This is a genomic window from Thioalkalivibrio sp. ALE12 (genome assembly GCF_000381105.1).
In the GTDB taxonomy this organism is placed as follows: domain Bacteria; phylum Pseudomonadota; class Gammaproteobacteria; order Ectothiorhodospirales; family Ectothiorhodospiraceae; genus Thioalkalivibrio.
The window spans coordinates 106,574-130,512 of the sequence record NZ_KB905907.1; the positions used below are offsets into that span (position 1 = coordinate 106,574).

Sequence of the window (23,939 nt, forward strand, 5' to 3'; positions counted from 1 at the left end):
GATTGGGACGAGTGCCCTATGCTTGGAACAGGTGGCCGGCCAGGCCGCGGGAATTCCGGACAAGGGGAACACATGCGGGTCAAGGTTCACGGCGTCACCATCGAATGCACCACCGGCGACATCGCCGCGCAACGCGACATGGATGCGGTGGTCAACGCCGCCAATGCCTGGCTGCGTCCGGGCGGTGGTGTGGCCGGAGCCATCCACCGTGCCGCCGGCCCGGGGCTGGAGCGTGAATGCCAGCCGCTGGCACCGATCGAACCGGGTCAGGCCGTTCTGACCGACGGCCACAACCTGCCCAACCGCTTCGTGATCCACTGCCTCGGGCCGGTCTACGGGCATGACGAGCCGGCCAGCCGACTGCTGGCCGACTGCTACCGCAATGCCCTGCTCCGGGCGGAAGAGGCCGGGGTCTACGGCATCGCCTTTCCGGCCTTGTCCACCGGGGCGTTCGGCTATCCCGTCGAGGAGGCCGCCCGGATCGCTCTGCAGACGGTCATTGGCGCCACCCCGCGTCTGGACGCCGTCGGCCACATCCGCTTCGTCCTGCACACCGAGGCCGATCTCGAGGTCCACGCGCAGATTCTGGAAGAGCTGACGGCATGACCGGCGCCGGGCACGCAACCGCCCCGTACACCCCTGGCCTGGCGCTGTTCACGGACCTCTACGAACTCACCATGCTTCAGGCCTACTACGAGGAGGACCTGCACGAACCCGCAGTCTTCAGCCTGTTCGTGCGCCGCCTGCCGCAGCGCCGCAACTATCTGCTGGCCTGCGGGCTGGACACCGTCCTGCAACAGCTCGAAGACCTGCGCTTCGAATTGTCGGATCTCGACTACCTGGCCGGCCTCGACCGCTTCTCCGACCGGTTCCTGCGCTGGCTGGAGGCCTTCCGTTTCACCGGGACGGTCCGCGCCGTGCCCGAGGGCACCCCGGTGTTCGCCAACGAACCGATCCTGGAGGTCACCGCGCCGCTCCCCGAGGCCCAGCTGATCGAGACCCTGGTGATGAACCAGATCCACCTGCAGACGGTACAGGCGAGCAAGGCCGCCCGCCTGGTGACCGCGGCCGGGGAGCGGCAGGTCGTGGACTTCGGCGCCCGCCGCATGCACGGGCTGGACGCCGCCCTGAAGGGCGCGCGCGCCTTCCATATCGCCGGCGTCGCCAGTACCTCCAATGTGCTGGCGGGCAAGCGCTACGGCGTCCCGGTGAGCGGCACCATGGCCCACAGCTACATCCAGGCGCACGAGGATGAAGCCGAGGCCTTCGCCGCCTTTGCCCGCCTCTACCCGGACACGGTGCTGCTGGTGGACACCTACGACACCCTCGAAGGCGTGCGCCGGGTCATCCAGCTCGGCCACGAACGGGGCGAGGCCTTCCGCGTTCGCGCCATCCGCCTGGACTCCGGTGATCTCGGAACACTGGCCCGCCAAGCCCGGGCGATGCTGGACGACGCCGGACTGCAGCAGGTCGGGATCTTCGCCAGCGGCGGCCTCGACGAACACGCGATCGCCGAGTTGCTGGCACGGGACACACCCATCGACGCCTTCGGCGTCGGCACCAGCATGGGCATCTCCACCGACGTGCCGGACCTGGATATCGCCTACAAGCTGGCCGAGTACGCCGGAGAAGGCCGCCTCAAGCTCTCCAGCGGCAAACCCATCCTGCCGGGCGCCAAGCAGATCTTCCGACGCCAGGAAGGCGGCCGGTTCGCGGGCGACATCATTGCCCGCCACAACGAAAGCCAGCCCGGGGAACCGTTACTGCGGCCGGTGATGCACGGGGGTCAGCGCCTGCCCGCGCATCCGCGCGATCTGGACACGCTGCGCGACCACGCGCGGGAACAGCGGGCGCAACTGCCCCCCGCGATCCGCGCCATCGAGCCCGCGGAGACACCCTACCCCGTGTCCGTCAGCCCGGCGCTACAGGCACACCAGAATGCGGTCACCCGCGCCATACGCGCCCGGCACGCCACATCCGGCCAGCGGAAACACCAAGGGGGAGTCCCATGACAGACGATCCGCGCCACCAGCTTCAGACCGGGGATGCCCTGCTGGTCGTCGACGTGCAGAACGATTTCTGCCCCGGCGGGGCCCTGGCCATCGATCACGGCGACACCGTCATCCCGGTGCTCAACCGCTGGCTTGAGGCCGCGGACGCGCTGGGACTGCCGGTCTATGCCTCCCGCGACTGGCACCCGGCCGGCCACCCGAGCTTCCGGGAACAGGGCGGCCCCTGGCCTCCACACTGTCTGCAGGACTCGCCCGGGGCCCGGTTCCATGCGGACCTCGGGCTGCCTGCCGGCGTTATCAAGGTCACGAAGGGAACGCGCTTCGACCACGACCAGTACTCCGCGTTCGACCAGACCGGCCTGGCCGAAGAACTGCGGAAACGGGGCGTGACGCGGATCTGGCTGGGCGGGCTGGCCCTCGACGTCTGCGTGGCGGCAACAGCCGTGGACGCGCGCAACAACGGCTTTGACGTCCACCTGATCCCGCATGCCGCGCTGCCCGTTACGCCGGAGGGCGGCGCGGAGGCCCGAAAAAAGATGAAAGCCGCCGGCGTGGAGATCGCGGCGTATGCCTGAACCGAACAAGATGCCAGTCCAGCTGATCACCGTGGACGAGGTGGTCCGGGCGGCCGACGACCTGGCACGCCAGGTCCTGCACAGCGGCTTCCAGCCGGACTGCATCGTGGCGATTGCCCGCGGCGGCTTCATGCCGGCGCGTTTTCTCTGCGACTTTCTCCGCGTGCACAAGCTGCTGAGCCTGAAGGTCGAACACTACACCTCGGGTGCCCGCGCGAAACAGCCTGCCGCGGTCACCGTCCCGCTCGCCGGAGACGTCCGCGGCGAACGGGTCCTGCTGGTGGACGACGTCAACGACTCCGGGGACACCCTGGCGGCCGCCCGCCCGCACCTAGAGGGCTTCCAGCCCGCCGCGGTACGTACCGCGGTGCTGCACGAAAAGGCCGGAACGTCCTGTCGCGCCGATTTCCACAGCCAGGCGGTACAGGAGTGGCGCTGGATCCTCTATCCCTGGGCGGTCATCGAGGATGTCGGCCAGTTTGCCCGCGAGATGGACCCGGCCCCGAACAGCCCCGCCGACCTGCACGCCCGCCTGCAGCAGGACTACGGCCTCGCGCTGAGCACCGCCGAGCTGGATCGCGTAATCCGCTACAACCGGCTCGACTACTGAGTGCGCGCGCGAACGGGGCCGCAGCTCCGCCCATCCCCTCGTCATTGCGAGGCCCCGCAGGGGCCACGGCAATCGTTTGGAGAGGCCCCCGGATCCACCCGGCCACCGGGGCCAGCACGGAGATCGCCACGGCGCCGCGCGCCTCGCGATGACAGTGGGGTTCCTGCGCCGTGGCGCGCCCCGCAGCACAAGCCGCCGCCACCGAGTGCCCTTTCAGCACCTCGGGCTTGGCATCCCACGCCGCGCGAAGGATCATACGCCCTGGCGTCCGCGCGGACGGACCCCCTGATCGCAACCCATCCAGCATCGAGACCGCCCATGTCGTATCTCAAGGATTTCCCCAGCCCGGAAGGCTACTTCGGCGAATTCGGCGGCGCGTTCCTGCCACCGGAACTGGAACCGCATTTCGCCGAGATCAATCACGCCTACCGCACCCTGGCGCGCTCGGGCGACTTCCTGAACGAGCTGCGCTACATCCGCAAGCACTATCAGGGTCGCCCGACGCCGGTGTACTACGCCCACAACCTGAGCCGCTCGGTAGGTGCGCATATCTACCTCAAGCGTGAGGATCTGAATCACTCCGGCGCGCACAAGCTGAACCACTGCATGGGCGAGGCGCTGCTCGCCAAGCACATGGGCAAGAAGAAGCTGATCGCCGAGACCGGCGCCGGACAGCACGGCGTGGCCCTGGCCACCGCGGCGGCCTACTTCGGGATGGAGTGCGAGATCCACATGGGCGAGATCGACATCGCCAAGGAGGCCCCCAACGTCACCCGCATGAAGCTGATGGGGGCGCAGGTGGTGCCCGTCTCCTTCGGCGGTCGCTCGCTGAAGGAGGCCGTGGACTCGGCCTTCCAGTCCTACCTGTCGCAGGCGGACGAGGCCCTGTTCGCGATCGGTTCCGTGGTCGGGCCGCACCCGTTCCCGCTGATGGTGCGCAATTTCCAGTCGGTGGTGGGCATCGAGGCGCGCGAACAGTACCTGGAGATGAGCGGCGGCGAGCTGCCCGACCACGTGGTGGCCTGCGTCGGCGGCGGCTCCAACGCCATGGGGATGTTCGCCGGCTTCATCGAGGACGAGCAGGTGCAACTGAACGGGGTCGAGCCGCTGGGGCGCGGCACCAAGCTCGGCGAGCACTCCGCCACCATGACCTATGGCAAGCCGGGCATGATCCACGGCTTCAAATGCATGCTGCTGGCCGACGAGGAAGGCAACCCGGCGCCGGTGCACTCGATCGCCTCCGGGCTGGACTATCCCGGCGTCGGCCCGGAACACTCCTACCTGAAGACCACCGAACGCGTCGCCTACCACGCGATCAACGACGACGAGACCCTGGACGCCTTCTACCAGCTATCGCGCACCGAAGGGATCATCCCGGCACTGGAAAGCGCGCATGCCGTCGCCTGGGCCATGAAACACGGACGCGAGAACCCGGGCACGACCATCCTGGCCAACCTCTCCGGACGCGGCGACAAGGACATCGACTACGTCGCCCGCGAATTCGGCCACGGATAGCCCCTGCCACGCGGGGAGCGGACCACCCGGGCGGGCCCGGCCCGCCGGAACTTCACACCCGGTCCGGGCGGTCTCAGCCTTGCAGGCATGCGCAAAAGGGAGAGCACGCGAATGGCGGGCGGATGGGCGAAGGACGGAGCGGAGCAGGAGCAGATCGACCACACGGTGGAGGATGCCCTGCAGCGCGTGCGCAGCGAACTCCCGGCTGGTGAAAGCCTGCTCGAATGCGAGGAATGCGGCGCGCGGATTCCCGAGGGACGGCGCCAGGCCCTGCCGGGCGTGCGCCTGTGCATCACCTGCCAGGAGGCGCAGGACGCCGAGCACCACGCGACCAGCCCCTACAACCGCCGCGCCTCCAAGGACAGCCAGCTGCGCTGAGGCCCCTAGGTGTGATCTCTCAATAGGTTGTCCACGGGACGACTCCGAAGGATGCTGAGTTTGCGGACTGAGCCATTCCCAAGGAGGACGCCCCGTGAACCTTCATCAAAATGCCTTAATGGGTCCCCGCAGTCGAGAGCGGATGGCTCGCCTGGTCGTGGATCACGGCCTGAGCCTTCGTGCAGCGGCCCGCGCCTTTGACGTGGATCCGAAGACCGTGCAGCGCTGGGTCCAGCGGTTCCAGGAAGCCGGCCGTTCCGGACTTGCGGACCGCTCGTCCCGGCCACGGAGCCAACCGCGGCGAACCCCCCGACGAATCCAACGCCAGGTGGTCGCCTTGCGGCGCCAGCGCTGGACCATGGATCGCATCGCGACCTTCACAAGGATCTCGAGGGCCAGCGTCAGCCGCATCCTGCGGCGCGAGGGCCTGAACCGCCTGAGCGCACTGGAGCCGGCCGAGCCACCCCGGCGCTACGAACACGAACACCCCGGCGATCTGCTCCACCTCGACATCAAGAAGCTGGCGCGCTTCCGTCACCCGGGCCACCGCGTGACCGGCGTGCGCGCCAAGGACTCGATCGGCGTGGGCTACGAGTACGTGCATGTGGCTATCGATGACCGCTCACGCCTCGCCTACAGTAAGATCCATTCCGCCGAACGAGCCCAGGATGCGATCGCGCACCTGGAGGCGGCCGTGCGCTACTACGCCACCCTGGGCATCACCATCCGGCGGGTCCTGACCGACAACGGGCCCTGCTACCACGCCCGGGCGTTCAGCCAGGCCTGCCGCCGACTGGGCATCCGCCATCGTCGCACCCGGCCCTACACGCCGCGAACCAATGGCAAGGCCGAGCGCTTCATCCAGACCGCCCTGCGCGAGTGGGCCTATGCCTTCGCCTACGCCACGTCAGAGGAACGCAAACGCCATCTGCCCCGGTGGATCCACGACTACAACTGGCACCGCCCACACGGTAGCCTGAACAAACAGCCGCCCATCAGCGTCCTCGGTCTACCTGAGGACAACCTTGTGAGACTCCACACCTAGAGGTATTTCATCCGCGCCCGCAGGGCATCCGGGTCGGACACCACGTCCTGCAGGCTGGCGCCGTCGTCGCGAGTCCCCACCACCAGGCCCTTGCCCGACACCGGGATCACGTTGTCGATCTGGAAACGCCCGGTCGTCCCCCGCAGGAAGCACTCCTCGTCGAAGAACAGGCGGTCACCATCGGGACCGATCTCGTCGGACTCGAGCGTATCGAAACCGATCAGCCGCGCGATATCCTCGCGCCCTTCCACCTCCACCGCCTCGATCGTCTGCTTCTCCGGGTCGATCAGCAAGGCCTTCATGCACATCTCCTCTGCACCATGGATTGATCCCGCGTCCTACCGTACCGGCTGGGGCCGCACGGGGCCACCGCATTGGCCGCCGTCTGCCCCCTATACTCGCAGGAGGTGCCCCGACGGAGGCTGACCATGACCCATACGGCCTATATCTCGCACCCCGACTGCCTGCTGCACGATCCAGGCCCGACCCACCCGGAGCGCCCCGGCCGCCTGCACGCGATCCGCAATGCCCTGCTCGACGAAGGCCTGCTGGAAGGCCTGATCCTGCTGGATGCGCCCCCGGCCACCGACGCGCAACTCGAGCGGGTCCACAGCCCGGCGCATGTCGCACGCATACGGGCCAGCGCCCCGGCGCCCGGGCAGCAGACGATGCTCGACGCGGACACCGTCATGAACGAAGGCTCGCTGGCGGCCGCCCTGCACGCGGCCGGGGCCGGAGTCGCGGGCGTGCGGGCCGTGATGGAGGGGGAAGCCGACCATGTCTTCTGCGCCGTCCGCCCGCCCGGCCATCACGCCGAACGCGAGCGGGCCATGGGCTTTTGTCTGTTCAACAACATCGCGGTGGCGGCCGCCCACGCGCTGGCGCGCTACGGCCTCGCGCGCGTGGCGATCGCGGACTTCGACGTCCACCACGGGAACGGGACCGAGGACATCTTCCGGGAGGACCCTCGGGTGCTCTACTGCTCTTCCTTCCAGCACCCGTTCTACCCGGGCACACCGCTGGCCGAACGCGATCACCTGATCCACACGCCCCTGGCCGCCGGCACCGACGGCGCAAACTTTCGCGCCGCGATCGAACGCGACTGGCTGCCCGCTCTGGATCTCTTTCAGCCGGAGCTGGTGCTGGTCTCGGCCGGGTTCGACGGCCACCGGGACGACCACCTGGCCAGCCTGCACCTGGCGGAAGACGACTTCGCCTGGATTTCGCGTGCCCTGGTCGATGTCGCCGCGCGCCACGCTGGCGGGCGCCTGGTCTCCATGCTGGAGGGTGGATACGACTTCTCGTCGCTCGGGCGCAGCGCGGCGGCCCATGTCCGCGCCCTCTGCGAGCTGTCGCGCCGCTGAGGCGCCGGGCCCCTCCCTCACGCCGGTAAAACGCATTCTGGACCGGCCCTTTGCATTTTTGTGGTGCAGTGTCTTTACTCGACAGGGTTGCGACGGGCCGACATTCGGCCAAGGCAACATGCCAGAAAAAAGCCAAGGAGGAGACGGTGAGCGAGAATCCGCAGGACCTGGAAAAACAGAAAGAGGCACTGGAAGCCGAATACGACACCGACCACGAGATTGGCGAGCAGAACATCAACCCGCTGGGGCTGGACCTGCACAACCCGGTCTTCGTGGTCAGCGCATTCCTGATCGTCGTATTCGTCATCCTGTCCCTGATCTTTCCGGAACAGGCCAACGAACACCTCGACGCCACGCGCCAGTGGATCGGCCGCACCTTCGACTGGCTGTTCCTGTCGGCCGGCAACATCTTCGTTCTGTTCTGTCTGGCCCTGATCCTGCTGCCGATCGGGCGCATCCGCATTGGCGGCCAGGACGCCAAGCCGGAGTTCTCCGTGATCTCCTGGTTCTCCATGCTGTTTGCCGCCGGCATGGGTATCGGCCTGATGTTCTGGAGCGTGGCCGAGCCCGTTGGTTACTTCACCGAATGGTTCGGCACACCCCTGGGCATCGAAGGCGGGACCGAGGAATCCCGCCAGGCGGCGCTGGGCGCAACCATGTATCACTGGGGCCTGCATCCCTGGGCGATCTACGCGGTGGTCGGCCTGGCGCTCGCGTTCTTCGCCTACAACAAGGGCCTTCCGCTGACCATCCGTTCGGCCTTCTATCCCCTCCTCGGCGAGCGCGTCTGGGGGCCGATCGGTCACGTGATCGATACCCTGGCCGTACTGGCCACCATGTTCGGCCTGGCCACCTCGCTGGGCCTGGGGGCACAGCAGGCCGCCTCGGGAATGGAATTCCTGTTCGGCATCGACTCGGGCCTGAATACGCAGGTCGCCATCATCATCGGCGTGACCATCATCGCCCTGCTGTCGATCATGCGCGGCATCCATGGCGGCGTGAAGGTCCTGAGCAACATCAACCTGCTGTTCGCCGCGCTGCTGCTGCTGTTCGTGATGGTGGCCGGAGGGGTTCTGGCGTTCCTGTCCAGCGTCGGCACTACGGTCGGCGGCTACGTGCAGTACATCCTGCCGCTCAGCAACCCGGTCGGGCGCGAGGACGAGACCTTCTACCACGCCTGGACGATCTTCTTCTGGGCCTGGTGGATCTCCTGGTCGCCGTTCGTCGGCATGTTCATCGCGCGCGTCTCCCGCGGGCGCACCGTGCGCCAGTTCGTCACCGCCGTCTTGCTGGTGCCGACCCTGGTCACGGTGATCTGGATGAGCGCCTTCGGCGGCTCCGGTGTGGACCAGGCACGCGAGGGGATCGGCGCCCTGGCCGACGGCATCTCCGACTCGTCACTGGCGCTGTTCCAGATGCTGGAACACCTGCCGTTCACGGCGATCACCTCGTTCCTGGCCATCGCCCTGGTGCTGGTGTTCTTCATCACCTCGTCGGATTCCGGTTCGCTGGTGATCGATTCCATCACCTCGGGCGGCAAGACCGATGCCCCGCAGTCCCAGCGCCTGTTCTGGGCCACCACCGAGGGCGTAGTCGCCGGTGTCCTGCTGGCGGTTGGCGGGGCCGCGGCCCTCAACGCCCTGCAGGCCGGGGCGGTCAGTACCGGCCTGCCATTCGTCATCGTGCTGCTGCTGATGTGCATCAGCCTGATGAAGGGGCTGTTCCACGAACTGGCCCTGATCCGCATCGAGGAAGCCAAGACCTGACGACCGCCACGGGCCATCCAGGGCCTTCACTCCACCCCGCGCCCGCCCGTCCGGCGGCGCGGGTTTTTTTTCGTGCGGGACAACCGCCCCCGGGATCGGGCATCCTCTCGCGAATGAATCCGTCCACCCTGCCATGAGCCTGCGTAAGGCCATCGCGCGGCACCCATTGCTGGCCGGCCTGGTCTTTCAGGCCGCGCTGATCCCGCTCGCCCTGATCCTGGCCCGCGTTGCCGGGATCCCGCTGGCCGAGCGGATCGAGTGGAGCCTGGACGCCGCCGCCCTGGGCGCCCTCGCCGTACTGCCCATGCTGATCCTGCTGGGCGCGCTCGCCATCAGTGGCTGGGAGCCCTATCGTGCCCTGGCCGATCAGGTGCGGGATTTTGTGCACCAGCTCTTTCGGCACGCCCTGCCCGGTGCCGTGCTGCTGATCTCCATCCTCGCGGGCGTGGGCGAGGAACTGCTGGTGCGGGGTGTGCTGCAGGGGTGGCTGACCGAACGCTGGTCCGCCGAGTGGGCCATCGTCGCCGCCGCGATGGTCTTTGGACTGGCCCATTCGATCAGCCGCCTGTATTTCGTGTTCGCCACGATGATCGGGCTGTACCTCGGGGTCCTGTACCACCTCACCGGCAACCTGCTGGTGGTCATCGTCACCCACGCCCTGTACGACTGGATCGTGATCCACCTGTACCTGCGTTCACGATCGACAGGATAGGTAGCGAACGCATCAGGCCAGCGCTGTCAATCGCGCGTCCGCAACATCTGCTCCATGAAGTGTCCCAGGCGGGCCGGCCGGCCGAGGTAGAACCCCTGCACCAGATCACAGTCCAGGGCCCGCAGACGGGTCAACGTGTCCTCGTCCTCGACCCCTTCGGCCACGACCGTCAGGCCCAGTTTGTGTCCAAGGCCGACCATGGACTCCACGATGCGCTGATGCGGGGGACTGGCGCTGAGTTCGTGGACAAAGGTCATGTCGATCTTGAGTTCGTCCAGGGGCATGCGCAGCAGCCGCTCCATGGATGAATAGCCGATGCCGAAGTCGTCCATGGAGAGGCGCAGCCCGAGCCCCTTCATGCTGTGCAGGGCGTCGCGCGCGGTGGCATCGTGGCTCTCCATCACCGCCGTCTCGGTCAGTTCGATCGTGACCTGCTCGGGTGGCACGCCCCAGAGGTCCAGCGACTGGGCCACCAGGTCCACCACCTCCGGCTCCTGCAGATCATCCGCGGAAAAGTTCACCGACACCCCGACGCCCAGCCCGGCCTGGCGGTATTCGGCGCACTGGCGCAACGCGGTGTTGAAGACCCAGTGGGTCAGGCGCGGCATCAGATCGGTCCCCTCCGCCGCGCGCACCATGGTGTACGGCCGGATCGCGCCATATTCCGGGTGATCCCAGCGCAGCAGGGCCTCGGCCGATTCCACCCGCCCCGAAGCCAGGGCGATCTGCGGCTGATACTCGAGGTGCAGGGCTCCCTCCTCGATCGCATCGCCCAGCTGCGACCACAGGTCGACACCCTCCAGCATCGTCTCGGCTGCGTCGGGGGCATGCAGGCGCAGGCGGACCCGTTCACGCCGAGCCTTGCGCATCGCCGCACAGGCCTGGGCCAGCAGGGTCGGCGGGGCTACGGCGCGCCCGCCCCGGGACAGGGCCAGTCCGACCCGCGGCCACAGGAGCACCTCGCGCTCGCCGCAGGGAAAAGGCTCGCCCAGCACCCGCAGCATCTTGTGGCCCGCCAGCTCGGCAAATCCGCTGCCGTCCACATGGGGCAGCATGCAGGCGAGCTGGTGGCGTCCCGTCATCCCGACGAACCCGCCCGGCAAGGCGGTCGCCAGGGCCTCGCCGGCCTGATGCAGCAACCGGTCCGTCACGTCATAACCCAGGGCGGCATCAATATCGCCCAGGCCCTCCAGATCGACCACGGCCAGGGCCGGAGAACGCGCACCGCAACCCGCCTGCAGGCGTTCGAGAAAGGCTGGATAGTCCGACAGATTCGACAACATCGCTGGGCTCCGGCATTGCGCCCGCGCGGCGCCTCCAGGAAAAGACTGAATCCGTTCGGTCCGGCCGTGTGCCACGAACGCTGTAGCGGACCAGGAACCACTCACCTGGCACTGGGACGCCGGCCGCCGCTTGTAACCAAACCGGACATTTTTTCAGTCTTTTCTAGAGATAATAGCGTGCAGGATCGACTCCGTAGGCCCCGGCCGGCAAATCGCGCACGATCTGCCGTTGCGCACCCTCGGATTCCGGGTCCGTCGACCCGAGGTCGAGTTCCAGCGGATCGGGGTAAGGCTGACGCTGCGGATCCAGGATGCGCATGACCCGAGGCATGAAGCGCTGGGTCCGCCGGTGGCTCAGGACGATGGCGACCTCGCCGCTGTCCAGCTCCACAAGACTGCCCACCGGGAACAGCCCCACGCAGTGCGTGAACTGGTCGACCAGCGCCGAGTTCAATCCCCAGCGGCCATGCTCGCGCAGTTCCTTGAGCGCCTCGAAGGGCGTTCCCGCCAGGCGCCGATCCGCCAGCAGTTCCTCGTAGGAGTCCACGATCGCCGCCATCCGCGCGCAGGCGCTGATCTCGTTGGCCACCAGCCCCCGCGGATAGCCGCGACCGTCCTCGCGCTCGTGATGCTGAAGGACGATATCGCAGACCTTATCGGGGATGCCGTGGGAGCGCTGCAGGATCTGCTCGCCGTACTCCACGTGCCGCTGCATCTCGCGGCGCTCGTCGGGGGACAGCCGCTTTCCCCGCTCCAGCAAGGCCGGGGACAACTGCATCTTGCCCACATCCATCAACAGCCCGCCCAGCCCCAGGATCGACAGCTCGCCACGGTCCAGTCCCAGGTGCCGTCCCAGTGCCAGCAGATGCACGGACACCCGCAGGGAGTGGTCGTACAGGACATCGCCGGAATCGCGCAGTCGGGCCAGCAACAACAGAGCATCGGGATTGCGCTCCACGCTCTCGCGCAGCGCCTCCGAGGCCTCCCGCGCCGCCGCGACGCGCACCCCGGGATTGCGCTCCATCTCGGTCCGGATGCGATCGAGAATGGTACCGGCCGTGGCCCAGGCCTCGCTTGCGGCCGGGAACTCCTCGTCCACGCTGCACTGATCGCGGTAGACGGTCATTCCCCGAAACTGGGCCGCCTCGGCGCGACCGGGAACGGCTTCGGTCAGCGCCGCTTCGCGGGTGGCGGGCGCAAGTCGGGTCAGCGATTCCGGGGCACTCTTCTCCCGGTCCACGTACACGTGGCGACAGTGGCGGGCCAGCTCGTCGATGTCCTCCTGCGAGCGGATCAGAATGCCCTCGACCCAGTACGGCGTATCCCGCCACGGGCGGTCGAGCTGGCTTACGTACATGCCAACCCGAATCTCCTCAACGGGAATCTCCTGTTGTATCAATCCCCAGGACATGCCAGGAACACTCCGCTTGCCATCCGGCGCTCTCGTAACTCACACCTTCAGTATTGTTTTCTACACTACCCAGACGCCCCGCCCCAGGCCAGCCCGTTAGTGCGCCGGCCGTGAATCGCTAACGCTCGGCGCCCCGAACCCGTGCACACATCACGATTTTGCGGGACGATGGACCCGCAGCGACGACGATCCCACGCCGGAGTGCCTCATGCCAGCCGACCAAGACACCCTCCTTGGTTCTTCCCGCCAGCCGCTCAAGGCCTCCGGCAAATGGACCGGGATGGCCGGGCTGTCGATCGTGCAGCGAGAGCAGCTCGCCGAGATGGTCGTGCCCCGGGTGATCGAACACCTGGAGCGCTGCCTGGCGACGGCCCGCGACGAATGGGAGGCCGGACGCACCTGGGGCAATGTGACGGGCAATCCCCTCCTGTGGGCGAATGACTTCCGCATGTTCGAGAAGCGCGTGACCCGGGACTTCCAGGACGCCCTGATGGAGGACTTCCGCAGCCACGACTACCCCCCGCAGTACGAGTTCTCGGGGGTCGCGTTCGCGGATCAGGACGACGGTCTCAGCATCCTCGACGACTACCAGTCCACGCGGCGGTCGCTGCGGCACAAGCTGGAAGGCTCGATGCGCGAGAACAACCGCTACTCGCACTACGTGTTCACCCAGGCCGCGCGCGAAAAGAACCGCTTCGAGCATCCCAACTGGGCCCCCTGGTCACCGCTGCACTGGTACGAGCGCCTGATCGAGATTGGCGAGCTGTACTTCGGCAAGACCGAGATGACCCTGGACCTGATGCGCTCCTACCTGGACTGCATGCAGAAGACCGCGGCCCCCACCCTGGCCTTCGTGGTCGAGGCGATCGAACACTGCGGGCTGATCACCGAGACACCGGCCGCCCCCGAGTCCAGCGAAACCCTTCGCCGCAACGCCTCATGGAAACGCCTCGCCGGCGCACGCGATACCGACGCCTCCGCGGAACCGGACGCCGACCCCGCCACGACGACCTCCGGGTGGCGGCCCTCCACGCGCAAGGCCGAGGCCGACGAACCCGCGCGCATGCCCGACACCGAGGCCGACCCGGCCCAGTGGGCCGCCTGGGCCTCGAACATGGTGCAGTCCCCGGTGTTTCGCCCAGTCGAAGGCCATGGCGGCGGGCAAGCGGCGGGCTCCGGCAACGCGGCCCCGATGACGGCCTTCGTCATGCCCTCCGATCAGCCGGACCCGCGCGCCTCGCTGATGCCGTTCATCCACGACCTGCTGCAGGGGCTGTTCGACCACATCTTCCGCGAGGTGGGGTTCAACCCGGCCGTGCGCGCCGAGATCGGCGAGATGCAGTACCCGCTGGCCACCGGCGTCATCCGGGATCTCGGCTTTTTCCGCGACCGCTCGCACCCCTTGCGCCTGTGGATCGGGAGCCTGATCAACGTCGCCATACGCATCAATCCGGAGTCGGAGCCCGACAGCGAGGATGTGGAACGCTACCTGGGCTGCATCCGGCGTTCCATCGAATACTTGCGCAACCGGGCCGACCGCCTCGACCGCGACAGCGCCGAGGTGCTGATGAACCAGTTCCTCGAGAGCGTGGAGAACGAGGACGCCCTCTGGCATGCCCGCCAGATCACCCAGATCGACCTGCCCAACGCCGAGGAATGGGCCGAGCAGGCCCGGCGCAACCTGGCGCTGGCCGCGCTGGAGACCGGGGCCGATCTCCCGGAGACCGCGGCCGAGGAGATCTTCCAGTCCTGGGAGACCGTGCTGGCCGTGGAGCACGACGCCGGCGAGGCCGGGGAGGCCCTGCATCGCGTGCTGCGCCAGGTCGTGCGCCACATCTGCAACATGGCCACCGCCGCCGAGGTGAATCCGCTGGTGGCCGAGGCGAAGGAACACGCCCGCGCCGCAGGCCTGGGGGACGACCGCATCCGCGACCTGGTGCAGCACCTGGGCAAGGCCCACCTCTACCGCCTGCGGGCCCCGGAGGACGCCGAGCGCTTCGACCCGCGGGCACGGCTGCAGACACGCGAATCCGTGCGCTACGAGGACGACGACCCGACACTGGACCAGGACCGCGACGACGACCACGTCTTCGCCGCGATCGGGCTCGACATCGGAGACTGGTTCGAATTCTGCGACGACGCCGGCGAGAACCCGCGGCGCCTGGCCCTGATCTGGCGCGGCGACACGACGCGGCGCTTCTTCTTCCTGTCCCTCGACGGCGTGCACGCCCGCCGCCACAGCCTGCAGGGCGTGGCCCAGGAGCTGCGCCAGGGCCGCATGCGCGCGCTGCCGGAGGACAACCCGCTGGACGCCATTATCGAGGCCCCGGGGGGCTGAGCCCCCGCGCAGCCGGATCGGTCAGTCGCGCGCCTGGCGGATCGCCAGGGCCAGCTGGTTGCGCACCGCCTTCAGCGCCCGCAACACGCTCGGGTCCAGCGAAACGCCTTCCGGCAATTCCAGGTAGAGCAATCCCACACACCGATCCCGCACCGCCAGGGGCAGCAACAGGAAGCTGCGCGCATCCAGGGCCTGCCGGAACTCGTCGGGGATATAGCGGCTGATCGATGCCTCGTGGCTGTCGCTGATGACCAGATCCTTCTGCTGCTCCAGGGCGAGGGACAGGATGTCGCCCTTGCCCGCTACGCTCAGGCGCAAGCGACCGGACAGGGTCTCCGCGTCCTGACCAAACGCGGTATGGGCCACCAGGACCCGGTGCTCGCGGTCCGCCAGCATCAGCATGACCCGGCGCAGGCCCAGCGCCTGATACAGCGTCTCGAGCGTCGTCTGGACCAGCGCGTTCAGGTCGAACTCGCCGACCATGCTGTCCAGCATGTCGGTCAGGGCCTCCATCAGCGCCGCGGCCTGAACGGCGGGCTCCTGCCCGGCCCGCGGGAGCGCATCCCCGGCTCCCGGCTCGGGTTCCAGCGCCTCCGCTTCGCCGTCATCAATGCGTACCCCCAGGTTCGCCTTCAGGCGGTTCAGCGGTTCCCGACCTTCCGGCGGCAGCTTGACCACCGCCAGGAAGTGATCCATATGCTCGCGTCCCGAGCGGATCGCCCGCTGCATGCCGCGCGCATCCACGCCCAGGGCATGTTCATAGCGCCGGCGCAGATCGGTCAGCAAAGCCCCCTGCTGGTCGCGCTCGGCGCGGGTGATGCACTGGCCCATCTCGGAGGCCAGGGTCACGATGCGATGCAGGCGCTGATCGGCATCCCGGGCCGCCGGCAGGATGCCGGACGGAGCGCGCTCTACCGATGCCACCAGCTCGCGCGGGAAATTCCAGTCCTCCAGTACGCTGCGCGCCAGCGCCTCGTAGGAGATCCCCAGCACCTGGCGGGCGGCACTGTCCTCCCCCGTGCCCTGACCCACACGGATGCGGATCTCGTCCGCTTCCTCGGGCAGGTAGTACAGCACCAGCATGCGCCCGATATCGTGGAACAGCGCGCAGACGAAGGCCTGCTCGCTCTCCACCCCGCCAACCTGCTCCGCCAGATCGCGCGCCAGCATAGCGCTGAACAGCGTGCCGACCAGGGCCTCCATCAGGCGACCGGAATGCCGGCCGCCCTTGAGGTTTTCGAACAGCACCAGCCCGAGCGCGGCCGTGCGCACCTGCTCGAAACCAAGCAGCACGATCGCGCGCGACACCGTCCGGATATTGCCGCCGAAGTTGCTGTAAAAGGGCGAGTTGGCCAGTCGCAGCAGCTTCTGGGTGGTGGCGTAATCCTTCAGCACCGCGTTCGACAGCTCCGCCACCGAACGCTTCATGGTGTCATCGGAACACTGGGTAATCTCGCGGATGTGGCTGGAGATCCCGGGAAAATCCGGCTTGCGCCGGATCTTGCGCAGGATGAAATCCTGCGACCCGGCGTCCTGCGAGCCTTCCCCCTCCAGGGCCGCCACCAGTGCCTCGCGAAACTCTCGGGCCGAGGCAAAGCGTTCCGCCGGATCGGGGCGGGTCGCCCGCAGGATCAGGGCATCGAAGCGCTCGTCGCCATTACCGGTACGACCGGATGGTGGCTCCAGCCCCGCCGCCAGCATCGACTGCCGGATCGCCTCCGGATCCTCGCCTCCAAAGGCGCGTTCACCCGTCAGCATCTCGAAGAACAGGGCCCCCAGCGAGAAGACGTCAGAGCGTTCGCTGGCCGCTTCGCCTGCCAGCTGTTCCGGGGCCAGGTAGTAGGGGGTGTCCGGCAGGTGGCTCTCGCCACGGGCCGCGGCGTCGGGCAGCGCCATGCCCAGCCCGGTGATGCGTGCATGCCCCTCGGGGTTCACGGTCACGTTGGCCGGCTGCAGGGTCCCGTGCAGGATGCCCTGCTCATGGGCCGCCGCCGCGGCGTCCAGCAGCTCGCGCATCAGGGCCAGGCCACGATCAATCGGCAGCGCGCCCCCGGCCAGGATCCGGTCCAGGGTCTCGCCCTCGACGTACTCGAACACCAGGTAGACGCCCTGGGGGTAGCTCCCCGCCTCGAAGATCGGCGCAATATTCGGATGCCGGAAGCGGCTCAGGCGACGCGCGTCCGCGAGCAGGGCCTGACGGGTGAGGTCGTCGGCGCCCGCCTGGGTCAGCGTGCGAATCGCGACCTGCCGATCCAGTACCGGATCGTGCGCCACGTAGAGCCCGTCGCGGGTACTGGCACCCAGCGTCCGCAGAATGCGGAAGCGTTCAATCTCGGGAACCGCCATGTGCTCAGCCATCCGCCCGAACCCCGACCGCACCCCACCCCTGTCCAGGGCGCCTGCTCGCGCCCGGCATGCTCGGATCCATCCGTATCTCTCCCTAATTTACAGCGGGCCGGCCCCATCCCGGCCCTGCGCCGATATTCCGCGGAGGATTGCCCCGCTCAATCGGCCGGGTCGCGCGCGTGTTCCTTCAGGATATCCAGCGGAATGACCGCCAGGGTCTCCTCGTGCGTGGCGCGCAGAAACACCCCGGGCGCCGCCCCCGCCCGGTAGGCCTCCAGCCAGCGCGCGGCACACAGGCACCAGCGATCCCCTGCCTCCAGGCCGGGGAAGCCGAACTCCGGTACCGGTGTCATCAGATCATTCCCCTGCGCCAGGGAAAAATCCAGGAACTCGCGCGTGACCTCGGCACACACGGTGTGCATGCCCTGGTCGTCATAGCCCGTGGCGCAACGGCCGTCGCGATAAAAGCCGGTCACCGGGTCCCGGCCGCAGGGCTCGAGCGCCCCGCCAAACACATTCTTGGAGGGAAAAGGCTGCATGGAAAACTCCCCGTTCATGGTCCCTACAGCATAACGGACACCCCCCCGCCCCATGCGAGCGACTACTCGGCCCGCGGGAATTCAGTCGGCATCGGGCCAGCCCCATTCCACCAGGTGGTTCCGCAGATTCTCGGGCCGATAGTCGGGATCCTGCTGGTACCGATCGAGGACGCTGGGATGCAGTTCCGTCGGATACCCCGGCTGGTGCAATGGACGCCGATGGCGGCGGCGCAGGCGATAGATGTGCCGCCGTGAACGATGCAGCGGGGCCAGCGGATCGGGCCGCAGGGCATCGACCAGGTGCGGCTCCACCTGCAGGCCGGCCGCCCGCGCCTGGTCGATCATCCACGCGAGCGGCGCCTCCGACGCCAGACGCCCGTCGGCATCCGGGGCATAGCCGCCCCCCACATCGGCATGCACCCCGCTGAACCAGACCTGCTTGAGGTCCAGCCCCGGGCGCGGCTCCCACAGGGTCGGCTCGAAGTCGGCGCGGGTCTCGTCGATCGCCATCGCATGCCGCGCGACCCGCACGTTGGGGCCCAGCTTGGTGTCGTAGAACTCGTCAGTGCGGTCGAACAGCCCCAGCAGGGAGAACGGGATGCCCAGGGCGCCCACCGTATCCCAGACCCCGACAAAGCGGATCTCCCGCGAGGGGTGGGCATACGCCGCCCGGAACTCGCGCGAGGCCAACCCCTCCGGCGCATGGCTCGCCGCGGTCTTCTTGTAGTGACGGAAGGCCTGTTCGATCAGGCGCGCGTCCGGGCGCCTCAGGATCCCGCAGTTGTTGATCAGCCCGCACAGGCTGCGCACGGTGTAGGCACCGCGACTGAAGCCGAACAGAAAGATCTCGCTGCCGGGGTTGTAGTTCTGGACGATGTAGCGATAGGCATCCTGGATGTTCTTGTGGATGCCCCGCCCGGTCACGCCGCCCGTTACCTTCGCGTAGTACGCCCCGACACCCCAGTCGTAGAAGACCTGCTGGGGGTCACCACTGGCATCGGCGGGCGCGATGGCCCGCGCCAGACGCAGCACGTTGGTCGGCACGTCCGACTCGACGTCCTCCTCGGGGCGATTCCAGGTCCCGTCCGCGCAGATCACGATCCGTCGTGTCATCCGCCCGCCTCCCATCCTGTTCGTAATGACGACCGCAGCCGCCGTGGAGCCTGCGACTGATCAGGAGCCAATGTCGATCCGGCGCACTCCCGGCCGCGCGTCCTCCGCACGGCGGGGGATGTCGATCGTCAGCACGCCGTTTTTGAACCGCGCCTGGATCGCATCGACATCCGCATCCCCCGGCAGGCTGAGGATCCGGCGGAACTGCCCGTAGGCCCGCTCGACCCGATGATAGCCCTGGTCTTCTTCTTTGGTCTCCTGGCGCTTCTCGCCGGAGATGATCAGGTCATCGCCGTCCACCGTCAGGTCGATCGCGTCCTCCTCGATGCCCGGCACCTCGACGGTGATCCGGTAGGCTTTGCGACTCTCGGCAATATCCACACTGGGCTTGAGCAGCAGCGAGGCCGTATCACGCCCGCGCCCGCCGAGAGCGGCACCGAAGAAGTCCTCGAACATCCGGTCCATCTCCCGGTGCATGCGCATCAGCGGATCACGCATGTGCACCTCCGACATCTCGCCACGCGCCGGAACCACCTCCGGGTTCGCCGCCTCCTCGCGCTTGAACCAGTTCCACGGCTTCAGCTTTTGCAGGTCCATGATCATCACCTCCGGTAGAAATCCAACCCTGTCTAGCGAATTAACTAGGTCGCCCAAAGGGACTTTTCAAGCCCGGTGAATCAAGCCCTTCGAAAGTCGGCCAGCCGCACCGACTGCCGCCGGGCACCCCAGGTGCCGGGGCGGGACTCGAAGACACCCGGGACCGATGCCCCGCAGGCGTTGCAACAGCTATCGGCGGTCAGATTCCAGTCCGACAGTTCATACCAGTCGCGCCCGATCAGGCGTTGCCCGCACCCCGCACACCAGGTGCTCTGGCCGTCCGCATCGTGCACATTGCCGGTGTACACGTGATGCAGGCCCTGCTCACGCGCGATCCGGCGTGCCCGCTGCAGGGTCTCGATCGGCGTGCGCCGGTGTTCCGTCATCTTGAAATCCGGATGGAAGGCCGTGAAGTGCAGCGGCACATCCGGCCCCAGATGTTCCAGGATCCATTGCGCCATCGACGTAATCTCCGCGTCGCTGTCGTTCTCGCCGGGGATCAGCAACGTGGTGATCTCGACCCAGGTATCGGTCTCGTGTACCAGCCACTCCAGGGTGTCGAGCACCGGCTGCAGATGCGCCCCGGTCAGCTTGTGGTAGAAGCGCTCGGTGAACGCCTTCAGATCCACGTTCGCCGCGTCCATGGCGGCAAAGAACTCGCCGCGAGCCTGTTCGGTGATGTAACCGGCGGTGACCGCCACCGAGCGGATGCCCCGCGCACGGCAGGCAGCCGCGACGTCGATGGCGTATTCATGGAAGATCACCGGGTCGTTGTAGGTGAAGGCCACCGCGCGGCAACCCAGCGCCTCGGCCGCGCGGGCGATGGTCTCGGGATCGGCACGGTCCGCCAGGGTGTCGATCTCGCGCGACTTGCTGATATCCCAGTTCTGGCAGAACTTGCAGGCCAGGTTGCAGCCCGCCGTACCGAACGAGAGCACCGGGCTGCCCGGCAGGAAGTGGTTCAGCGGCTTCTTCTCGATCGGGTCGACACAGTAGCCGGAGGAGCGCCCGTAGCTGGTCAGCACCACGGCATCGTCGAGGTTGGCGCGGACAAAGCAGGCCCCGCGCTGCCCGGGCTTCAGCTTGCAGTAGCGCGGGCACAGGTCGCATTGCACGCGGCCATCCTCCAGGCTGTGCCAGTAGCGCGTGGCCACCGTGAAGGCGTCGTGTTCAGGGGTGTCGTTCATATCCGGTCCGGCTCGTGGTTCATGCCCTTGAATATGAGGCCGAAACCCCGATATTCAACGACATAATGTCCGACGGAGACCTCCCATGAGCGCCCCGCTCCGCGTCCGCGAGCCCGCTATCGCGGGACAGTTCTACCCGGCCGACCCCGCCGAGCTGCGGGCCACGGTCACCCGGCTGCTGGATGCCGTCCGGCCGGCACCCGACGCGGCGCCGCCCAAGGCCCTGATCGCCCCGCACGCCGGCTACCCCTACTCCGGCCCGGTGGCGGCCTCGGCTTATGCCCGCATCCGCCCGCTGGCGGGCCGCATCCGGCGCGTGGTGCTGCTGGGCCCGTCGCATCGCGTGCCCTTCCACGGGATCGCGACCACCACGGTCACGGCCTACCGCAGCCCCCTGGGCGACGTCCCCGTGGATCACAAGGCGCTGGACACCATCGCGGGGCTGCCCGGCGTCCAGGCACTCGACGTCGCCCACGCCCCGGAACACAGCCTGGAGGCGCACCTGCCGTTCCTGCAGGTGGCCCTGGGGTCCTTCGAGCTGGTACCGCTGGTGGTCGGGGATGCCCCCGCGGAACAGGTTGCGAACGTACTGGAACGCCTGTGGGGCGGCCCGGAGACCCTCGTCGTGGTCAGCTCGGATCTCTCCCATTTCCATGACTACGCCACGGCGAGCCGCCTGGATGCCGCCACCACCCGGGCGATCGAACGCCTGGACGAACACGCGCTGGGCCCGGAACAGGCCTGCGGCTGCCGCCCGCTGGCGGGCCTGTTGCGTCTGGCGCGGCAGCGGGGTCTCGCCATTACCACTCTGGACCAGCGCAACTCCGGCGACACCGCCGGCCCGCGCGACCAGGTGGTCGGCTACGGCGCGTGGATGCTGCAATGACGCCCGTCATCGAACTGTCCGCGCCGGCGCGTGAGCGCCTGCTGGAACTCGCAGCGGACGCCATCCACCGGGCCGCGCACGACCATGCCGCCGACGGTATCGCGCTCGCGGAGGAGCCCGCCCCGCTTGCCGACCCGGGCGCCAGCTTCGTGACCCTAAAGCGGGGGGATGCCCTGCGCGGCTGTATCGGCAGCCTGGAGGCCCATCGCCCCCTGGCCACGGATGTCCAGCACAACGCCCGGGCCGCCGCCCTCCATGATCCGCGCTTTCCCCGCCTGCGCCCGGAGGAACTCGTCGGGCTCGAGTATTCGGTGACCCTGCTAAGCGCCGCGCACCCCGTGGATGCCCCGCATCGAGAGGCCCTGCTGCAGCAGTTGCAGCCCGGGCGCGATGGCCTGGTCATCCAGGCCGGGACGCGGCGGGCGACCTTCCTGCCCGCGGTGTGGGAGCAGCTACCCGATCCCGAGGCCTTCCTCGATGCCTTGCTGCAGAAGGCCGGGCTGGGGCATGACGGCTGGACAATGGGGCTCCAGGCCTGGCGCTACAGCTCGCAGGAGTTTGCCGGTGAACTTTGAACCCAGCATCACCCTTTACATCGTCATTGCCACGGTCGTGATCTCGCTGCTGGCATGGCAGAACCCGCGCTGGCTGCAGGCGATGATCCATCACCCACCGTCGGTGCAACGCGGCCAGTACTGGCGCCTGGTGACCCACGGCTTCATCCATGCCGACGGCACCCATCTCGCGTTCAACATGATCACGCTGTTCTTCTTCGGCATGGCCATGGAGCGCGTGCTGGTGCCCGAGATCGGCATGGGTGGCTTCGTCCTGTTCTATCTGGCCGCCATCGTGCTCGCCAGCCTGCCCAGCCACCTGCGCCATCTGCGCGATCCCGGCTACCGCTCCCTGGGGGCCTCTGGTGCGGTGTCCGCGGTGCTGTTCGCCTACATCCTGCTCCAGCCGTGGTCCCTGCTGTTCGTGTTCTTCATCCCGGTCCCGGCCATCGTGTTTGCCGCGGTCTATGTCGGCTACTCGCTCTACGCCCAGCGGCAGAACCGCGACAACATCAACCACAGCGCCCATCTGTGGGGCGGCGCCTGGGGCGTGGCCTTCATGCTCTGGCTGGAGCCCGGCCTGCTGGCCCGGTTCTTCCACGAGCTGCTCGCGCCCCTCGGCTGACCCCGATACTTGTCCGGAGCGCCGCGTCCGCCTAGCCTGCGCGCCTTCTTTCGGCCGCTACGAGATCCCGCCATGCAAGACGCCATCGCCACCCTGCCCAAGGTCGAGCTGCACCTGCACATCGAGGGCACGCTGGAGCCCGAGCTGATGTTCGCCCTGGCCGAACGCAACGGGGTCGAGCTGCCGTACGCCTCGGTCGAGCACGTGCGCGCGGCCTACCAGTTCCACGACCTGCAGTCCTTCCTGGACATCTACTACGCCGGCGCCCGCGTGCTGCTGACCGAGCAGGACTTCTACGACCTGACCTGGGCCTACCTCGAACGCTGCCACGCGGATCACGTCCGCCACACCGAGATCTTCTTCGACCCGCAGACGCACACCGAACGCGGCGTGGCGTTCGCGACCGTCATCGACGGCATCCGCCGGGCACTCGCCGATGGCGAACGTGAACTCGGCATTACCAGCCGGCTGATTCTCTGCTTCCTGCGTCATCTGAGTGCGGACGCGGCCATGGAGACCCTGGAGACGGCACTGCCGTGGCGCGAACATATCCATGCAGTCGGCCTCGATTCGGCCGAGCTGGGCAACCCGCCCGAGCGCTTCCAGGCCGTGTTCGATCGGGCCCGCGCCGAGGGCTTCCCCGCGGTGGCCCATGCGGGGGAGGAAGGCCCGCCGGAATACATCTGGCAGGCACTGGACGGGCTCCGGGTCGCGCGCATCGACCACGGGGTGCAGGCCGAACAGGACCCGGCGCTGATGGAGCGACTGGCCCGCGACCGGATCCCGCTCACGGTCTGTCCGCTGTCCAACATCAAGCTGTGCGTCTTCGACCGCCTGGAAGGCCACAACCTGAAACGCCTGATGGACGCCGGGCTGTGCGTCACCATCAATTCGGACGACCCGGCCTATTTCGGCGGCTATGTGGGGGAAAACTTCCGCGCGACCGCCCAAGCCCTGCAACTGGGTCCCGACGACCTGGAACGCCTCGCGCGCAACGCCATCGACGCCGCGTTCCTGGAGCCCGAAGCACAGCAGCGTCTGCACGGCGAGATCGACGCCTGGCGCACCCGTCTCGCGGACTGA

Annotated in this window: 23 protein-coding genes; 15 read left to right on the forward strand and 8 right to left on the reverse strand. The window is 67.9% G+C overall.

The genetic code is table 11. From position 1 onward, the window contains the following. Positions 1-72 precede the first annotated feature (72 nt). The 7 genes from F614_RS0106550 to F614_RS13935 all read left to right on the forward strand — a co-directional run bounded on the left by F614_RS0106550 (position 73) and on the right by F614_RS13935 (position 6,135). A complete protein-coding gene (locus tag F614_RS0106550) occupies positions 73-606 on the forward strand; it encodes a macro domain-containing protein (protein ID WP_018866132.1) in 534 nt (177 codons plus the stop codon). Further along, positions 603-2,012: a nicotinate phosphoribosyltransferase gene (locus F614_RS0106555; RefSeq protein ID WP_019558548.1), complete on the forward strand. Its 1,410-nt coding sequence runs from the start codon at positions 603-605 to the stop codon at positions 2,010-2,012. Before F614_RS0106550 ends, F614_RS0106555 begins: the two co-directional genes overlap by 4 nt. Next, on the forward strand, positions 2,009-2,587 hold the full coding sequence (locus tag F614_RS0106560) for an isochorismatase family protein (protein ID WP_018880350.1): 579 nt from the start codon (positions 2,009-2,011) through the stop codon (positions 2,585-2,587). The genes F614_RS0106555 and F614_RS0106560 overlap by 4 nt, the downstream gene beginning before the upstream one ends. Further along, positions 2,580-3,197 (forward strand): phosphoribosyltransferase, encoded by a 618-nt coding sequence (locus F614_RS0106565; RefSeq protein WP_019558549.1) that lies wholly within the window; start codon positions 2,580-2,582, stop codon positions 3,195-3,197. The genes F614_RS0106560 and F614_RS0106565 overlap by 8 nt, the downstream gene beginning before the upstream one ends. Before the next feature lie 318 nt (positions 3,198-3,515). Further along, positions 3,516-4,712, forward strand: coding sequence for a tryptophan synthase subunit beta (gene trpB, locus F614_RS0106570; RefSeq protein ID WP_018866128.1), 1,197 nt, complete (start codon positions 3,516-3,518; stop codon positions 4,710-4,712). 111 nt (positions 4,713-4,823) lie between these two features. Further along, the gene (locus tag F614_RS0106575) at positions 4,824-5,090 is read left to right on the forward strand and encodes a DksA/TraR family C4-type zinc finger protein (protein ID WP_018876375.1); all 267 of its coding nucleotides are present in this window, start codon (positions 4,824-4,826) and stop codon (positions 5,088-5,090) included. Between the two features lie 94 nt (positions 5,091-5,184). Beyond that, positions 5,185-6,135, forward strand: coding sequence for an IS481 family transposase (locus F614_RS13935; RefSeq protein WP_081619691.1), 951 nt, complete (start codon positions 5,185-5,187; stop codon positions 6,133-6,135). Here the strand turns inward: F614_RS13935 and F614_RS0106585 are convergent. Next, positions 6,132-6,437 carry a hypothetical protein gene (locus tag F614_RS0106585; protein WP_019558551.1) on the reverse strand — a complete coding sequence of 102 codons (306 nt, stop codon included), beginning with the start codon at positions 6,435-6,437 and terminating at the stop codon, positions 6,132-6,134. The two genes, F614_RS13935 and F614_RS0106585, sit on opposite strands and share 4 nt — an antisense overlap. A 126-nt stretch (positions 6,438-6,563) precedes the next feature. On the opposite strand from F614_RS0106585, the gene F614_RS0106590 reads away from it, so the two are divergent. The 3 genes from F614_RS0106590 (at position 6,564) to F614_RS0106600 (ending at position 9,977) form a co-directional block, all read left to right on the forward strand. Then, positions 6,564-7,499 (forward strand): histone deacetylase family protein, encoded by a 936-nt coding sequence (locus tag F614_RS0106590; protein WP_018880019.1) that lies wholly within the window; start codon positions 6,564-6,566, stop codon positions 7,497-7,499. A 146-nt stretch (positions 7,500-7,645) separates the two neighbouring features. Continuing rightward, on the forward strand, positions 7,646-9,265 hold the full coding sequence (locus F614_RS0106595; RefSeq protein WP_019558552.1) for a BCCT family transporter: 1,620 nt from the start codon (positions 7,646-7,648) through the stop codon (positions 9,263-9,265). A gap of 133 nt (positions 9,266-9,398) precedes the next feature. Next, the gene (locus F614_RS0106600; RefSeq protein ID WP_019558553.1) at positions 9,399-9,977 is read left to right on the forward strand and encodes a CPBP family intramembrane glutamic endopeptidase; all 579 of its coding nucleotides are present in this window, start codon (positions 9,399-9,401) and stop codon (positions 9,975-9,977) included. A gap of 26 nt (positions 9,978-10,003) precedes the next feature. Here F614_RS0106600 and F614_RS0106605 read toward each other — a convergent pair whose 3' ends face one another. Together F614_RS0106605 and F614_RS0106610 are read right to left on the reverse strand one after the other, a co-directional pair. Beyond that, positions 10,004-11,260 carry a bifunctional diguanylate cyclase/phosphodiesterase gene (locus tag F614_RS0106605; RefSeq protein ID WP_019558554.1) on the reverse strand — a complete coding sequence of 419 codons (1,257 nt, stop codon included), beginning with the start codon at positions 11,258-11,260 and terminating at the stop codon, positions 10,004-10,006. 163 nt (positions 11,261-11,423) lie between these two features. Then, complete coding sequence (locus F614_RS0106610) at positions 11,424-12,671, reverse strand: HD-GYP domain-containing protein (RefSeq protein ID WP_051080439.1); 1,248 nt, start codon at positions 12,669-12,671, stop codon at positions 11,424-11,426. A gap of 208 nt (positions 12,672-12,879) precedes the next feature. On the opposite strand from F614_RS0106610, the gene F614_RS0106615 reads away from it, so the two are divergent. Further along, positions 12,880-15,009 (forward strand): DUF1631 family protein, encoded by a 2,130-nt coding sequence (locus F614_RS0106615; RefSeq protein WP_019558556.1) that lies wholly within the window; start codon positions 12,880-12,882, stop codon positions 15,007-15,009. A gap of 21 nt (positions 15,010-15,030) precedes the next feature. Here F614_RS0106615 and F614_RS0106620 read toward each other — a convergent pair whose 3' ends face one another. The 5 genes from F614_RS0106620 to amrS form a co-directional block, all read right to left on the reverse strand. Continuing rightward, positions 15,031-17,355, reverse strand: coding sequence for an HDOD domain-containing protein (locus tag F614_RS0106620; protein WP_018876371.1), 2,325 nt, complete (start codon positions 17,353-17,355; stop codon positions 15,031-15,033). Positions 17,356-17,513: 158 nt separating this feature from the next. Further along, the gene (locus tag F614_RS0106625) at positions 17,514-17,894 is read right to left on the reverse strand and encodes a DUF2237 family protein (protein ID WP_018866118.1); all 381 of its coding nucleotides are present in this window, start codon (positions 17,892-17,894) and stop codon (positions 17,514-17,516) included. Between the two features lie 81 nt (positions 17,895-17,975). Next, positions 17,976-19,007, reverse strand: coding sequence for a DUF2235 domain-containing protein (locus tag F614_RS0106630; protein WP_018882638.1), 1,032 nt, complete (start codon positions 19,005-19,007; stop codon positions 17,976-17,978). A gap of 60 nt (positions 19,008-19,067) precedes the next feature. Then, positions 19,068-19,604 (reverse strand): Hsp20/alpha crystallin family protein, encoded by a 537-nt coding sequence (locus tag F614_RS0106635; protein ID WP_026280301.1) that lies wholly within the window; start codon positions 19,602-19,604, stop codon positions 19,068-19,070. 80 nt (positions 19,605-19,684) lie between these two features. Continuing rightward, positions 19,685-20,791 carry an AmmeMemoRadiSam system radical SAM enzyme gene (gene amrS / locus F614_RS0106640; protein ID WP_018876368.1) on the reverse strand — a complete coding sequence of 369 codons (1,107 nt, stop codon included), beginning with the start codon at positions 20,789-20,791 and terminating at the stop codon, positions 19,685-19,687. 85 nt (positions 20,792-20,876) lie between these two features. Here amrS and amrB point away from each other — a divergent pair, with 85 nt between their 5' ends. The 4 genes from amrB to F614_RS0106660 all read left to right on the forward strand — a co-directional run bounded on the left by amrB (position 20,877) and on the right by F614_RS0106660 (position 23,939). Next, positions 20,877-21,677 carry an AmmeMemoRadiSam system protein B gene (gene amrB / locus F614_RS0106645; RefSeq protein ID WP_018877605.1) on the forward strand — a complete coding sequence of 267 codons (801 nt, stop codon included), beginning with the start codon at positions 20,877-20,879 and terminating at the stop codon, positions 21,675-21,677. After that, positions 21,674-22,252, forward strand: coding sequence for an AmmeMemoRadiSam system protein A (amrA, locus tag F614_RS0106650; protein WP_018880027.1), 579 nt, complete (start codon positions 21,674-21,676; stop codon positions 22,250-22,252). The genes amrB and amrA overlap by 4 nt, the downstream gene beginning before the upstream one ends. Continuing rightward, the gene (locus F614_RS0106655) at positions 22,242-22,856 is read left to right on the forward strand and encodes a rhomboid family intramembrane serine protease (RefSeq protein ID WP_018876365.1); all 615 of its coding nucleotides are present in this window, start codon (positions 22,242-22,244) and stop codon (positions 22,854-22,856) included. The genes amrA and F614_RS0106655 overlap by 11 nt, the downstream gene beginning before the upstream one ends. Positions 22,857-22,928: 72 nt before the next feature. Further along, on the forward strand, positions 22,929-23,939 hold the full coding sequence (locus F614_RS0106660; RefSeq protein WP_019558557.1) for an adenosine deaminase: 1,011 nt from the start codon (positions 22,929-22,931) through the stop codon (positions 23,937-23,939).